This window comes from Bacillus cereus group sp. MYBK220-1 (assembly GCF_051916445.1).
Taxonomy (GTDB): domain Bacteria; phylum Bacillota; class Bacilli; order Bacillales; family Bacillaceae_G; genus Bacillus_A; species Bacillus_A cereus.
Map to the genome: position 1 here is coordinate 187640 of NZ_JBQAGQ010000009.1, position 13733 is coordinate 201372.

Consider the following 13733-nt stretch of genomic DNA (forward strand, 5'->3'; position numbering starts at 1 on the left):
TCCTTACTGTAATTGTCTTCCTTTATGAACAGCAAGCTACAAATTTTGTTCTGTAATATGCAAGCTAGAATATTTGAAAGGTAACTGCCCATAGAAAATCATCCCATAAACATTTATAACGTTTTTCATACAATACCCCGAGCATCCTAAACAAAATTTTGCCACTCACATAATAGAAAGAAATATTCAGCCACTGATAAGAAAGAAACACAATGCATTGTTGCACACATTTTTACTTTGCAACATATTGTATTGTGTTGGCTTTTTTCGTATGAATGGTTGGTTACTCTATCATATGCATATTGTAAAAATAATTGACAATAAATTCATGAAATTGCATCTTAATTTATTACATTTGGACAAGGTATGACACTTTACACACATATGAACGGATAATAAAACGCTGTCCCGCAAAATACAAGAGACAGCGTTTTGTTATCAAACTATCGGTTTAACAAGCTACCTACATAGCGTAGTAATTCATTTGCTGAAGAAGAATTATAGCCATGCTCATCAATTAAACGCGCAACAACATCATTAATTTTCTTAAGCTGATTTTCGTCCGGTGTTTTCGTTGATGTTGTAATTTTCACTATATCTTTTAAATCAGCAAATAGTTTTTTCTGAATCGCTTCACGAAGACGTTCATGTGAATTATAATCAAAGCGTTTTCCTTTACGGGCATAAGCAGAAATGCGAATTAAAATCTCTTCACGGAATGCTTTCTTAGCATTTTCTGAAATTCCAATTTGCTCTTCAATTGAGCGCATTAATTTTTCATCTGGACTCATTTCTTCCCCTGTTAACGGATCACGTAATTTCGATTTATTGCAGTACGCCTCGACGTTATCTAAGTAATTATCCATAAGCGTCTTAGCTGATTCTTCATATGAATAAACAAACGCTTTTTGTACTTCTTTCTTCGCGATTTCATCGTATTCTTTTCTCGCTAATGAGATGAAATTCATATAACGTTCACGGTCTTCATTACTAATAGATGGATGCTGATCCAGCCCATCTTTTAAAGATCTAAGTACATCTAACGCGTTAATAGATGGTACCTCTTTTCGAATGATTGTAGACGAAATTCGGTTAATGACATAACGAGGATCAATACCCTTCATACCTTCATCTTGATATTCGCGTTGTAATTCTTCTACATCAATCGCATTATAACCTTCTACCGTTTCTCCATCATACAAACGCATCTTTTTAATTAAATCAATATCCGGACGCTTCGGATCTTTTAAACGAGTTAAAATAGTGAACATTGCTGCAACGCGAAGTGTATGTGGTGCAATGTGAACATTCGACACATCACTTTCACGAATCATTTTTTCATAAATATGTTCTTCTTCACTTACTCGTAAATTATAAGGAACTGGCATTACAATAATTCTTGAGTGCAATGCTTCATTTTTCTTATTTGCTATAAATGAGCGATACTCTGTTTCATTCGTATGCGCTACAATTAATTCATCTGCTGAAATAAGCGCAAATCTTCCCGCTTTGAAATTCCCTTCTTGCGTAAGCGATAATAAGTGCCATAAAAACTTCTCATCGCATTTTAACATCTCTTGGAATTCCATCATTCCTCGGTTCGCCTTATTTAATTCTCCATCAAATCGATACGCACGCGGATCTGATTCTGAACCATATTCTGCAATCGTAGAAAAGTCTAGACTACCTGTTAAATCTGCAATATCCTGTGATTTTGGATCAGACGGGCTAAATGTACCAATCCCTGTACGGCGATCTTCAGAGAAGAAAATACGCTCTACAACTACATCCTCAATTCTTGATCCGTATTCTTGCTCCAGACGCATAACATTTAGTGGTGATAAATTCCCTTCAATTCTAACTCCATACTCATCAAAGAAATCATCTCGTAAATGATGTGGAATTAAATGCAGTGGATCCTCATGCATTGGGCATCCTTTAATTGCAAAAATTGCTCCACGATCTGTTCGTGAATATGTTTCTAATCCTCGTTTCAACATCGTAACTAACGTTGATTTCCCTCCACTAACAGGACCCATTAATAATAAAATTCTTTTTCTAACATCTAATCGTTTTGCAGATGGATGAAAATATTCCTCTACAAGACGTTCTAGAGCATCCTCTAATCCAAAGAGCTGATTACTAAAGAAGTTATACTTTCTTCTACCATCAACTTCTTCAATTCCAGCGTCTTTTATCATATTGTAAATGCGAGAGTGTGCTGTTTGAGCCACCCATGGTCTTTCTTTCACAAGCTCCAAATACTCCGCAAACGTACCTTCCCATTGTAAACGTTCTTCTGCTGCTCGATGCTGTTCAATCTTTTTTAGAATATCCATTATAGCTCCTCCCCCATCTCCTTGTTCAATCGGATTATTATAAAAGGTATGCTAGGATGTCCTTAAACATTCTTTAAATCAAAACGAAATATATAATAGCACGCTAAAATTCTCTCCAAAATTCAAAGAAAATTCTGTATAATATAGGTATTAACGTTTTTACACTGCTATTCATTATAAATAAATTCTTTTCTTCTAAGAACCTTACATACATTTTGGATAATAAATAAAACTCATGAACCGAAAAAAGTAAGGAGGATATTAGTATGAAATTATTATTAATTTTAGGTGTATCACTCACATTTCTTACAGCTATTTTTACATCCGGTTACAATGACAAACCAGGTACACATAAAAAATGATGTGCTTTTAGCACATCATTTTTTTATTTATAATACATATTTTCCATATCATATTTGGATAGTGGTCGGCTATAATAATAACCTTGTACAAGCTTCACATTCTTTTCTTTCAAAAACTGTATTTGCTCCTTTTTTTCTACTCCTTCTGCAATTATATTCAATTCTAAAGTATGAGCTAAATGAATAATTGCAGCTGTAATATTCGTATCACGTTCATCTATATGTATACCTTCCATAAAAGAACGATCAATTTTTAAAGTATCAATTGGATATGTTTTTAAATAACTTAAAGATGAATAGCCTGTTCCAAAATCATCTAAATGAATCTTTAAATTTTGTTCTTTTAATTGTAGTAACACTCTCTTTGATATATCTTTATGTATAAGAGCTCCTTCTGTAACCTCTATCGCTAATAAATGAGCTGATACATTGTACTTATTTAAAGCCCGTGTAATCATCTCTATTAATGTAATAGAACGAAAGTGTCTAGCTGAAATATTAACCGCAATTGGGACCACTTCATATCCTTTATTTAACCATTCGCGCAGTTGCTGACACACTTGATTTACTACCCATTCATCGAGCTTAATAATAAATCCTGTTCTTTCTGCCAATGGAATAAATTTGTTTGGAGAAACAAATCCTAATTCCTTATTCTCCCACCTTATTAAAGCTTCCATACTAGCTATTTTTTTCGTTTCAATATTAATTTGTGGCTGATAATATAAGAAAAATTCATTTTTTTCTATAGCACGATGTAACTGGTTTTCTATTATAAACCTTTGTTCACGCTCACAGTCTAATCCACTACAATAAAAATGATAATGTCCTTTTCCTTTTTCTTTTGCTTTTTCTAAAGCAGCATCGACCCTCTGAAATAGTATTTTTTCATCTTCTCCATCTGCTGGAGCCATTACAATTCCAATTGATGCACTTAAATATACATCTTCTTCTTCGATTACAAAATATTCACTAATATTTTTCAGTATGCTTTTTGCAACTTCCTCTACATATTCTTTCGTTATATTTTCTATCAACATAACAAATTGATCATCGTGTTCTCTAAATAAGTGCATATCTTCTATTTTTAGATTGCTTAAACATTCTGTAACTTTTTGTAATACTTTATCTCCCTCTTTATGACCAAATGTATCATTAATACGATGAAACTCATCTAAATCTATAAATACAAGTGCAAAATTTACACTCTCATTTAAAAAAGTATTTAACTTATTTGTACATGAAATTCTATTCATTAATCCCGTTAACTGGTCATAGTAAGCTAAATATTCTGTTCGCATTTCGTTTAATACTTGCCTTGTAACATCTCTCGTAACAATATAAATCCCAACAATTTCACCGTTCACAATAATCGGGATAGTTCTCAAAGAAATATATAGCTCGTACCCTTCTTTATGAACATATTTCTTTGAAACAATTTGTTTTGCTTTTCCTTGCATCGATCCCTTAAATATAATTTGAAAATCTTTTTCATATTCTTTATTAATGAATTCAAAAATAAATTTATTATTTAATTCCTCATACCGGTATCCAAATATTTCATACGTTGCCGGATTTGCATATGTAACTCTCCCTATAGAATCTATAGATATAATTGAGTCATTATTATATTCCAGTAACGACTTAAATAACATTTGTTTTTCCTCTATCTTTGTCTTCTCCTCAATTTGAGCTGTAATATCTCTTGTAATACAAATAACAAATTGACATATTCCTTCTTCGTCGCAGACAGGATTAAGTGAAGATTCATAATGTATCTCACCTTTTGGTAAATTGACTACATCACAAAAGGTGTGTGCTTTCGCTTCTCTCACTACTTTTGCATATTGCCTTTGCAATATCCCCGCTATATCTTTTGGTAATACTTCTGCAAAAGTTTTTCCATAGCACTCTTCGCTTAACCTAGCATAATCCATTCCTATTTTATTCACATACATATATTGAAACGTTTCATTATCAATAACTTTCAATATGAATACTAAATCTTGAATAGCATGTAATAATCCTTGTCTAATTAAATCCATATCTATCATACTTAAAAAGGTATTTTGATTACTATATTCTTCCTTCATATTTATCTCAACCCGTCTTATCTATTTTTAATCATATATCCCATTCTATATGATTATGTCCTCTCTTTTAAATGTATGATTATATATTATTTTTATTTTATAAAAAAAAGTCGCCATATGGCGACTTTTAATAAACGATTTCTAAATCTAATCCAGGGTAATTTTGTTGACGGAACGCTTCATAAATTAAAATTGCTGCTGTATTAGATAAATTTAATGAACGTACTTTATCTGTCATTGGAATACGTAAACAATGATCAAAGTTTTCTTCGATTACATTAGCTGGTAAGCCGTTTGTTTCTCTTCCAAATACAAAATAGTAATCCTTCTCACGCTTGCTATAGTCAAACGCTGTATGAGCTTTCTCGCCATACTTTGTTAAATAGAAGAATTCACCGTCTTTATTTTTTTCATAAAATTCTTCAATTGAATCATAATACGTAATTTTTACGTGCTGCCAATAATCTAATCCTGCACGCTTTAACATTTTATCATCCGTTGAAAATCCAAGCGGTCTAATCAAATGTAATTCTGTTCCAGTTGCTGCACAAGTACGAGCAATATTCCCTGTATTTGCTGGAATTTCTGGCTGATATAAAACAACATGTACTCCCACGCGATATTCACCTCTGTTTTTTGTCTACTACGTATTATACCACTTGAGCGAAAAATCTCTACCCATTAATAATATGAAAGAATTTATATTTCATTTGTGGTGTATATTTACTAGAGTCTTCATAGTTCCAATAACGTCGACGGCTATTCGCTGAATGTGCATTTACAAGCGGCATACCATCTGCATCTTTTGCTACCACAATCGTCGTATGATTCCATCTTCCGTCATCCTCGAAATCATAAGCAATGACATCTCCAAGAATAAGTTCTTCTGGCCTCTCTACCGCCTCTGCTCGAAGTCCTGTTGTAGCACCTGACAAATACCAATAAAAAGAATGTGCAACAGCCCAGCTCCAACTCCACTGATTCTCCCTTTGCCACCATCCTTTACGAATATTAGGATACCCGTTCATAGGTACTTCTCCAGTATGAAGACATTGAGAAATGAAATTCGTACAATTATCAGGGAAATTACGATACATAGGATTCCGGTCATCCCACCAACGCTCTGCATATTTCACTGCCTCTAAACGATTATACTGATAAGAACCGTACTTCTCTTTCGTAATATCCCTTTCTAATGTCTCACCCATTCTAATTTCTTCTGACACTTCAATAGCAGAATCGCCTATAATTCGACTATTATTTAAACAAACTCTTCGTTTTAATTGTTCCTCTTCAATATAAAATAATTCTTTATGCTTAATTAAATATTTAAAATGTATTTGATAATCAATTTCTTGATGGTCATTACTATTTAATTGTCTAATGAAAGAAACATCCGCAGTTGCTTTCACTATATGTGCACTACGCCTTTGAAACAATTGTTTCTTTCTCAGTGCCATTTGTAATAAATCCTCAGCAATACCATCCACATTCGTTCTTTTCTCCGTTATATATGCTAAAAATTGTTGTACTTGGTTTTCAATCTTCGTTTTTACAACCATTCTGTCTCCCTCCCATATTACAATATGAAAAAGGGAAATATTATCTACTCTTTTTTCTGTGCTAACAATTCAAGCCCGCGATTCATTTCATGAAGCACTTCTTCATCTTTCTCACGTTCCATCGCTTTCTCAATCGCTTCGCCTACTCCATCTCCGCCAATTTTCCCAAGTGCCCATGCTGCCGTTCCGCGTAGTACCGGTCTTGGGTCATCTTTCATAACACCAATTAAATCAGGAATTGCCGATGCTTCTTTAAAATGTGCTAATGCTAAAATCGCATTTCTTTGCAGTGGCTTTTTCCCTCTCCATGACCCTGACATAATCCCATATTTCTCTTTAAAATCACGATTACTAATTGTTAAAAGTGGCGTTAATAATGGTTTAACTAGCTCAGGATCCGGCTCCATCTCAGGATGATTATGAAAATCCATTCCTTTGTTTTTCGGACAAACAGTCTGACACGTATCACATCCATATATGCGATTTCCTATTTTATCGCGATATTCTTCAGGTAGGAATCCTTTCGTTTGTGTTAAAAACGCAATGCACTTCTTCGAATCTAACTGTCCCCCCTGTATTAAAGCACCGGTAGGACAAATATCGATACATTTCGTACAGCCCCCGCATTGATCTTCTATCGGCTTATCTGGCGGGAATGGAACATTTGTAATCATTTCCCCTAAGTATACGTACGAACCAAATTCAGGTGTAATAATAGAGCAGTTTTTACCGCTCCATCCAATACCAGCACGCTCTGATACAGCTCGATCACTTAATTCACCTGTATCAACCATGGACTTCACTTCTATATCGGGAAGTTTTTCAATTAAATATGCCTCTAATTTTTGCAAACGATCTCGTAAAACAAGATGATAATCTTGTCCCCAAGAAGCACGACAAAAAATCCCACGGCGTTCTCCACGCTTACTTAATGGTGCATTTTTTAATTTTGAAGGATATGCTAAAGCAATCGCAATAATTGATTTAGCACCCGGTAATAACAGTTGCGGATTCGTTCTCTTCTCTATATCAGGCTCTTCAAATCCAGATTGATAATTTAATTGTTGTTGCTGGATTAAGCGCTGCTTTAATTCCTCAAAAGGAGAAGCGCTCGCAAAGCCTATTTTATCTATGCCAATTGTTTTACTATACGCAATTACATCTTGCTTTAATTGTTCAAAATCCACTCTTAATCGCCTCCTCAGATGAATCCACCCCTTATGTAACCACTCTATTGGTTAGTAATTCACGTTTGGAATACTATTATTTACTTCTATTTTCGCATGTAATTATATTTTTCAAACATTAAAAAACGCAATGCCTCGTTTATCTCGGAAACGAAACACTGCGTTGATCACAATTTATAGAAAAACATTTAATAAAATTTGGAGCGGGTGAAGAGAATCGAACTCTCGACCAGAGCTTGGAAGGCTCTTGTTTTACCACTAAACTACACCCGCAAATATGAATTACATATAAGATATTAGAATAACTTATGTAAAGTAGTATAGCATGTAAAAAAAGTAGAGGCAAGAATTTTATCGAAAAAAGTCGAAAAAGTGATGAGAGACCTCATCACTTTTTCAATTCTTTATCAATTGCCTTCTTCATACTATCAAAATCAGGATTTGCAAGATTTCCGTTTACATATACAGAAGGAGCACCTTGAACTTTTAATTTTTGAGCACGATCTGAATCTTTACTTACTTTTTCTTTAATGTCTTTACTGTGTAAATCTTTCTTAAATTGCTCTACATTAACTTTCGGCAGTTTCTCTTTCACAATGCTAAGAAGCAAATCTTCTGTAATCCATTCTTCTGTATCTTTCTTTTGATTTTGATAGATCTCATCATAGAAGATCCAGAATGAATCTTTATCTTGTTTATAAATTGCTTCACCAGCTGCTGCACCTAAATCTGAGTCTTTTCCAATAAATGGGAAGTTAATAAAGTATAACTGCACTTTGCCTTTATCAATATACTCTTCTTTTAATCGAGGTAATACTGTTACATCCCAAGTACGACAAGCAGGACATTTAAAGTCTCCAAATTCAACTACCTTAACTGGAGCATCATCTTTCCCTAAAGATTGTTGCGTAGAATAAGCAAACATCTCATTCCCTTTATCTTTTTTGTCATTTATGATGCTATACGCAATTGTTCCAATTACAATTAATACTGCGATAGAAAAAACTATACCAAGAGCCATGAGTTTATTTGATTTCATATACATTCCTCTTTAAATTCATATTCTGTATACAGCATTGTACACAATACACATAATATCAACACTTATATACGTCACGCAATGAACACGCTCACATAAATTACAAAAACACAATAATTGTGACGATATTGTGTCACAATTTGTCACAATTTATTCAAAAAAAGAAGCTCCTCTGTAGGAACTTCTCTTAACTTACTGCTTTTTTACGTGCGCTATTTAACATCGACTGCTCTATTTTTATATCATGACGAATTACCAATTTCTCACTAACTGCTTGAACATACTCATCATGGCTTATATAGCCTTCTTTCTCCATTAGTCTCAAAACGACATTACGTCTCTCTACTGCTTTATCATAATTTTGTGCAGGTGAGTAATAAGCAGGTGCTTTTACTACAGCAGCCATCATTGCACTTTCAGCCAACGTTAATTGGTTCACCTTTTTACCGAAGTAAAGGTTTGCTGCTTTTTCAATTCCCCATGCTCCTTCTCCATAATAAATATTACTTACATATAATTTTAAAATTTCATCCTTCGTAAATGTGCGTTCAATTTTTTTCGTATAAAAAATCTCTTTCCACTTCCGAGAAAATGTACGTTCATTCGTTAAAAAGGCATTTTTAGATAGCTGCTGTGTAATTGTACTTCCTCCTTGCACGACACCACCAGCCTTTATATTCTCAACAGATGCCCTAATAATTGCTATATAATCTAAACCGTTATGATGATAAAATCTTTTATCTTCTGTCGCAATAAATGCATATGTTAATGATTCTGGCACCTCTAACTTAGCCGGTACATGTAATTTACTAATATCACTTTTCTCAATCATTACATTTCCAATGAATAATAACGTACAACTTAACAATAATAATAATATGATGGCTTTATAAAAAAGTTTAGTCATTGGATTTAATGCAACTTTTTGATGATAGTTCACCCTAGATAATACTCGTTCTTTCATCTTGAACACCTCTTTTCCACACAGCATATAACTCTTACTTTAAGAATACATTGTTGTAAAAAAATATCCCATCGATTTCTCTTACACGTACCTTACATCATTGTAAGGTATAAAGTGAAACTTTAATGAGCCCTCATCAATCAGGCTTACTGCCCAGCAAATAGTGGGATAAAAAAGTATTGTATCACAGTATTTTTTTATCTACTATTCATCTGAAATATTGAATATAGGTTATGTTAAAGTACGAATAACCAATAATAGAGAAACCCTTAAGACTATTATATTTTCACTTTACACTTTAATTATATCATCTACAAATATATATACTTTTGACTATCTAGTAATCTAAATGTATATAACATATAGATTTATTATACAGAACAAATGTTCCTCAAATCAATACTAGTGCTATTATTATTTTGACCTTTTTCTTAAACAGTATACAAAAAAAGAGTAGTGATTCGAATGTATCTCAAATCGGCTACTCTTTTCTTTACAATCTTCCTATTAAATTATACGGCTGTACTTCCCACGTTTCATACGGAATAAAATGTGTTGCTCTCATTGCATCAAGCGTTCTGGATTTCATATGAGGACGCGTTATATACTCATCTATGTTCTCTTCATTTAAATCAACAAATTTAGCCTCTTGTATTTCTTCAGGTTGAATTTTTATTTCACCACTTATATATGCTACTTTAAAAACAACAGCTAGAATATGCATAGAAGTATTATAATAAACGCCTGTAATTCCGATAGGCTTCACCGTTAACCCTGTTTCCTCTTTTATTTCCCTACAGACAGCTTGATCGAGCGCTTCGCCTTCTTCTACCTGTCCTCCTGGCAACTCCCACGTATCAGCTCGCCAGTGCACTTTTGCTAATAACACTTCATTTTTTTCATTTGTTAAATAACCTGCTACAGCAACGATATGCTTTGGTGTCTTATGTTCCATATTAAGCCTCCTAGAGATAATGAATATTTTATATATCCCTATAATCATATTCCCTACCTACAACAAAATACCTTTAATACTTCATCACCTTAATTAACTTCATAAAAAAGACCCTATCCGCTAAGCGAAAAGGGTCATCTATCGTATTACTCTCCTAAGTCTACGTTGTGATAAACTTGTTGAACATCTTCTAAATCTTCTAATGCATCAACCATTTTCTCAAATTGTGCTTGAGCATCTTCAGGAAGTGTTACATCACTTTGTGCAAGCATTGTTAATTCTGCAACTGTAAACTCCTCAACGCCAGCACCTTTAAGTGCAGATTGTACTGCATGAAATTGATCTGGTTCAGCATACACGATAACAGAATCTTCTTCTTCTAGAATGTCACGTGCATCTACATCTGCTTCCATTAAAATTTCAAGAACTTCATCTGATGTTTTACCTTCAAGGCCGATAACAGCTGTCGCATCAAACATGTAAGCTACAGAACCGTTCACACCCATATTACCACTGTTTTTGCTAAATGCAGCTCGTACATCTGCTGCAGTACGGTTTACGTTATTTGTAAGTGTATCTACAATAACCATAGCTCCATTTGGTCCGAATCCTTCATAACGAAGCTCGTCATAATTTTCTTCTGAACCGCCTTTTGCTTTTTCAACTGCACGATCAATAATTGTTCTTGGAACATTGTATGTTTTCGCACGCTCTAATACAACTCTTAGTGCTTGGTTTGATTCTGGATCTGGCTCGCCTTGTTTTGCTGCCACATAAATTTCACGCCCAAATTTCGCGTATATACGGCTTGTATTTGCATCTTTTGATGCTTTTTTGTCTTTAATATTGTTCCATTTACGGCCCATACTTTCCACTCTCTTTCCCGTTTTAAATCTACATAAAAATATTAATATGAAATATAATGTGTGTTCAACACATTTTTAAAAGAAATATAAAAAGTTCATTTTTGATTCATATTACAGACATAATATAAATCACTATCATTTTGTTCTTTCGACAAGTTATATTATACATGAATTCCTACGTTTATTACGAATTTTAGAAGCACATAGTATAATTTAACAAAAAGACTCTAACATTTCTGTTAGTGTCTTTTTATATTGCTAATACCGATTTCCATATTATTCCCATAATTGTTTTCTATTGTTGTATAATAAAAATAGGAAAAAATTTGAAGAAAAGATGGAGGGTGAATTATGACACATTCAAAAGACAAAAAATCACATGCTTTTAAAGGAATAGGAGAAAAATTAAACCCAACTATCTATCAAGTGAGATTCATGAAATTAGATGAACCAATTCGATTTGAGTCGTTTCCTGAATTAAAGGAATTAGGAGACTGGTTGAGTACTTCAACGCACATGTGGTCATGCCACTCAACTATGTACAAATACAACAGAGAAGAGTTTGAAAAGAAGTTCTTAGAAATTACGAAATTAACAGCTGATCATGTACTAATATCTACTGGTGGCGTCGGATTTAACTTCATGTCACCAGGTTGGAGAAATTCTCTATAAAATAATGAAATTATATAAAGGGATAAAAATTTATCCCTTTATTGTTTTGTAGTTTTCCCCAACTGTATCGCATGTACTAAATGAATAAGTTTACCTTAATCATTTATAACCATTTCACCAACACACCATTTTTGCTTATTTTATAGTGTGATGAAAACATAAAAAGACTCTACACATTTGGTGTAGAGTCTTTTATTACGCCGTTCATGATACCGATGGTCGGGGTCGAACCGACACTCCCGAAGGAACACGATTTTGAGTCGTGCGCGTCTGCCAATTCCGCCACATCGGCACAAAAGAAAAGGCGGCAACCGGATTTGAACCGGTGATAAAGGTTTTGCAGACCTCTGCCTTACCACTTGGCTATGCCGCCATATTAAATTTTATTGGAGCGGAAGACGGGATTCGAACCCGCGACCCCAACCTTGGCAAGGTTGTATTCTACCACTGAACTACTTCCGCAAAAATGGCTGGGCTAGCTGGATTCGAACCAGCGCATGACGGAGTCAAAGTCCGTTGCCTTACCGCTTGGCTATAGCCCATCGAATTCTTACTTAATTATATGTAAGTATCCATTAGATTATTTGTAATTTTTAAAATAAAAATGGGGCGACTGATGGGAATCGAACCCACGAATGCCGGAGCCACAATCCGGTGCGTTAACCACTTCGCCACAACCGCCATGTTGTGTAAATATATTTGGCAGGGGCAGTAGGAATCGAACCCACACTGGAGGTTTTGGAGACCTCAGTTCTACCTTTAAACTATGCCCCTATGTAAATGGTGGAGGGGGGCAGATTCGAACTGCCGAACCCGAAGGAGCGGATTTACAGTCCGCCGCGTTTAGCCACTTCGCTACCCCTCCGAAACTTACATGGTGCCGGCTAGAGGACTTGAACCCCCAACCTACTGATTACAAGTCAGTTGCTCTACCAATTGAGCTAAGCCGGCGTATTTTATTAAAATAAATGGTGGCTCGGGACGGAATCGAACCGCCGACACGAGGATTTTCAGTCCTCTGCTCTACCGACTGAGCTACCGAGCCTTATTAAAATGGCGGTCCCGACCGGGGTCGAACCGGCGATCTCCTGCGTGACAGGCAGGCATGTTAACCACTACACCACGGGACCATTTGGTTGCGGGGACAGGATTTGAACCTGCGACCTTCGGGTTATGAGCCCGACGAGCTACCGTGCTGCTCCACCCCGCGATAATACTATTCATATAAAATTTATATGGTGGAGGATGACGGGATCGAACCGCCGACCCCCTGCTTGTAAGGCAGGTGCTCTCCCAGCTGAGCTAATCCTCCAAAGTGGTGACCCGTACGGGATTCGAACCCGTGTTACCGCCGTGAAAGGGCGGTGTCTTAACCACTTGACCAACGGGCCAAATATTATAAATCCTATGGCGGAGAGCAAGGGATTCGAACCCTTGATACGCTTGTGACGTATACACGATTTCCAATCGTGCTCCTTCGGCCAACTCGGACAGCTCTCCAATGGCTCCGCAGGTAGGAATCGAACCTACGACCGATCGGTTAACAGCCGATAGCTCTACCGCTGAGCTACTGCGGAATAATATTGCCTGGCAACGTCCTACTCTCACAGGGACAAGGTCCCAACTACCATCGGCGCTAGAGAGCTTAACTTCCGTGTTCGGTATGGGAACGGGTGTGACCTCTCTGCCATCAT

10 protein-coding genes, 16 tRNA genes and 1 rRNA gene are annotated in these 13733 nt (G+C 35.4%); 1 reads left to right on the forward strand and 26 read right to left on the reverse strand.

Annotation, left to right across the window (positions count from 1 at the left end; genetic code table 11):
- Window positions 1–443: 443 nt before the first annotated feature.
- The 10 genes from ACTFRU_RS25840 to ACTFRU_RS25885 all read right to left on the reverse strand — a co-directional run bounded on the left by ACTFRU_RS25840 (window position 444) and on the right by ACTFRU_RS25885 (window position 11367).
- On the reverse strand, window positions 444–2339 hold the full coding sequence (locus ACTFRU_RS25840) for a PrkA family serine protein kinase (protein ID WP_000353273.1): 1896 nt from the start codon (window positions 2337–2339) through the stop codon (window positions 444–446).
- Window positions 2340–2724: 385 nt separating this feature from the next.
- Window positions 2725–4794: an EAL domain-containing protein gene (locus tag ACTFRU_RS25845; RefSeq protein ID WP_326304451.1), complete on the reverse strand. Its 2070-nt coding sequence runs from the start codon at window positions 4792–4794 to the stop codon at window positions 2725–2727.
- Between the two features lie 127 nt (window positions 4795–4921).
- On the reverse strand, window positions 4922–5410 hold the full coding sequence (gene trmL, locus ACTFRU_RS25850) for a tRNA (uridine(34)/cytosine(34)/5-carboxymethylaminomethyluridine(34)-2'-O)-methyltransferase TrmL (protein ID WP_000538147.1): 489 nt from the start codon (window positions 5408–5410) through the stop codon (window positions 4922–4924).
- 58 nt (window positions 5411–5468) lie between these two features.
- A complete protein-coding gene (locus tag ACTFRU_RS25855; RefSeq protein WP_000260591.1) occupies window positions 5469–6356 on the reverse strand; it encodes an amidase domain-containing protein in 888 nt (295 codons plus the stop codon).
- 44 nt (window positions 6357–6400) lie between these two features.
- Complete coding sequence (gene queG / locus ACTFRU_RS25860) at window positions 6401–7543, reverse strand: tRNA epoxyqueuosine(34) reductase QueG (protein ID WP_000345215.1); 1143 nt, start codon at window positions 7541–7543, stop codon at window positions 6401–6403.
- A 199-nt stretch (window positions 7544–7742) separates the two neighbouring features.
- A tRNA-Gly gene (locus ACTFRU_RS25865) sits at window positions 7743–7816 on the reverse strand.
- 115 nt (window positions 7817–7931) lie between these two features.
- The gene (locus tag ACTFRU_RS25870; RefSeq protein WP_000841309.1) at window positions 7932–8582 is read right to left on the reverse strand and encodes a DsbA family protein; all 651 of its coding nucleotides are present in this window, start codon (window positions 8580–8582) and stop codon (window positions 7932–7934) included.
- Window positions 8583–8769: 187 nt separating this feature from the next.
- Window positions 8770–9546 (reverse strand): transglycosylase domain-containing protein, encoded by a 777-nt coding sequence (locus ACTFRU_RS25875; RefSeq protein ID WP_006915721.1) that lies wholly within the window; start codon window positions 9544–9546, stop codon window positions 8770–8772.
- A 493-nt stretch (window positions 9547–10039) separates the two neighbouring features.
- Window positions 10040–10501 (reverse strand): NUDIX hydrolase, encoded by a 462-nt coding sequence (locus ACTFRU_RS25880; protein WP_006915722.1) that lies wholly within the window; start codon window positions 10499–10501, stop codon window positions 10040–10042.
- 146 nt (window positions 10502–10647) lie between these two features.
- Window positions 10648–11367, reverse strand: a complete 720-nt coding sequence (locus ACTFRU_RS25885; protein WP_000532952.1) for a YebC/PmpR family DNA-binding transcriptional regulator — start codon at window positions 11365–11367, stop codon at window positions 10648–10650.
- Window positions 11368–11718: 351 nt separating this feature from the next.
- On the opposite strand from ACTFRU_RS25885, the gene ACTFRU_RS25890 reads away from it, so the two are divergent.
- Window positions 11719–12039, forward strand: coding sequence for a DUF3884 family protein (locus tag ACTFRU_RS25890; protein WP_000149743.1), 321 nt, complete (start codon window positions 11719–11721; stop codon window positions 12037–12039).
- A gap of 210 nt (window positions 12040–12249) precedes the next feature.
- Here the strand turns inward: ACTFRU_RS25890 and ACTFRU_RS25895 are convergent.
- The 16 genes from ACTFRU_RS25895 to rrf form a co-directional block, all read right to left on the reverse strand.
- A tRNA-Leu gene (locus tag ACTFRU_RS25895) sits at window positions 12250–12331 on the reverse strand.
- Between the two features lie 10 nt (window positions 12332–12341).
- Window positions 12342–12412, reverse strand: a tRNA-Cys gene (locus ACTFRU_RS25900).
- A 14-nt stretch (window positions 12413–12426) separates the two neighbouring features.
- Window positions 12427–12501, reverse strand: a tRNA-Gly gene (locus ACTFRU_RS25905).
- Between the two features lie 5 nt (window positions 12502–12506).
- A tRNA-Gln gene (locus tag ACTFRU_RS25910) sits at window positions 12507–12581 on the reverse strand.
- A gap of 63 nt (window positions 12582–12644) precedes the next feature.
- Window positions 12645–12720 (reverse strand) — tRNA-His (locus ACTFRU_RS25915).
- A gap of 19 nt (window positions 12721–12739) precedes the next feature.
- Window positions 12740–12813: transfer RNA gene (locus tag ACTFRU_RS25920), tRNA-Trp, on the reverse strand.
- 7 nt (window positions 12814–12820) lie between these two features.
- Window positions 12821–12904, reverse strand: a tRNA-Tyr gene (locus ACTFRU_RS25925).
- Window positions 12905–12914: 10 nt separating this feature from the next.
- Window positions 12915–12990 (reverse strand) — tRNA-Thr (locus ACTFRU_RS25930).
- A gap of 18 nt (window positions 12991–13008) precedes the next feature.
- Window positions 13009–13084: transfer RNA gene (locus ACTFRU_RS25935), tRNA-Phe, on the reverse strand.
- Between the two features lie 9 nt (window positions 13085–13093).
- Window positions 13094–13169: transfer RNA gene (locus tag ACTFRU_RS25940), tRNA-Asp, on the reverse strand.
- 3 nt (window positions 13170–13172) lie between these two features.
- Window positions 13173–13249, reverse strand: a tRNA-Met gene (locus ACTFRU_RS25945).
- Window positions 13250–13275: 26 nt separating this feature from the next.
- Window positions 13276–13351, reverse strand: a tRNA-Val gene (locus ACTFRU_RS25950).
- Between the two features lie 4 nt (window positions 13352–13355).
- A tRNA-Glu gene (locus ACTFRU_RS25955) sits at window positions 13356–13430 on the reverse strand.
- Window positions 13431–13447: 17 nt separating this feature from the next.
- Window positions 13448–13539: transfer RNA gene (locus tag ACTFRU_RS25960), tRNA-Ser, on the reverse strand.
- 2 nt (window positions 13540–13541) lie between these two features.
- Window positions 13542–13616, reverse strand: a tRNA-Asn gene (locus ACTFRU_RS25965).
- An 8-nt stretch (window positions 13617–13624) separates the two neighbouring features.
- Window positions 13625–13733 (reverse strand): 5S ribosomal RNA (gene rrf / locus ACTFRU_RS25970); the annotation flags it as partial.

Coding starts and splice junctions, on each gene's coding strand:
- ACTFRU_RS25845 (WP_326304451.1), bottom strand. CDS start 4,794: ATGAAGGAAGAATATAGTAATCAAAATACCTTTTTAAGTATGATAGAT.
- ACTFRU_RS25870 (WP_000841309.1), bottom strand. CDS start 8,582: ATGAAATCAAATAAACTCATGGCTCTTGGTATAGTTTTTTCTATCGCA.
- ACTFRU_RS25890 (WP_000149743.1), top strand. CDS start 11,719: ATGACACATTCAAAAGACAAAAAATCACATGCTTTTAAAGGAATAGGA.
- ACTFRU_RS25885 (WP_000532952.1), bottom strand. CDS start 11,367: ATGGGCCGTAAATGGAACAATATTAAAGACAAAAAAGCATCAAAAGAT.
- ACTFRU_RS25880 (WP_006915722.1), bottom strand. CDS start 10,501: ATGGAACATAAGACACCAAAGCATATCGTTGCTGTAGCAGGTTATTTA.
- ACTFRU_RS25875 (WP_006915721.1), bottom strand. CDS start 9,546: ATGAAAGAACGAGTATTATCTAGGGTGAACTATCATCAAAAAGTTGCA.
- ACTFRU_RS25840 (WP_000353273.1), bottom strand. CDS start 2,339: ATGGATATTCTAAAAAAGATTGAACAGCATCGAGCAGCAGAAGAACGT.
- ACTFRU_RS25855 (WP_000260591.1), bottom strand. CDS start 6,356: ATGGTTGTAAAAACGAAGATTGAAAACCAAGTACAACAATTTTTAGCA.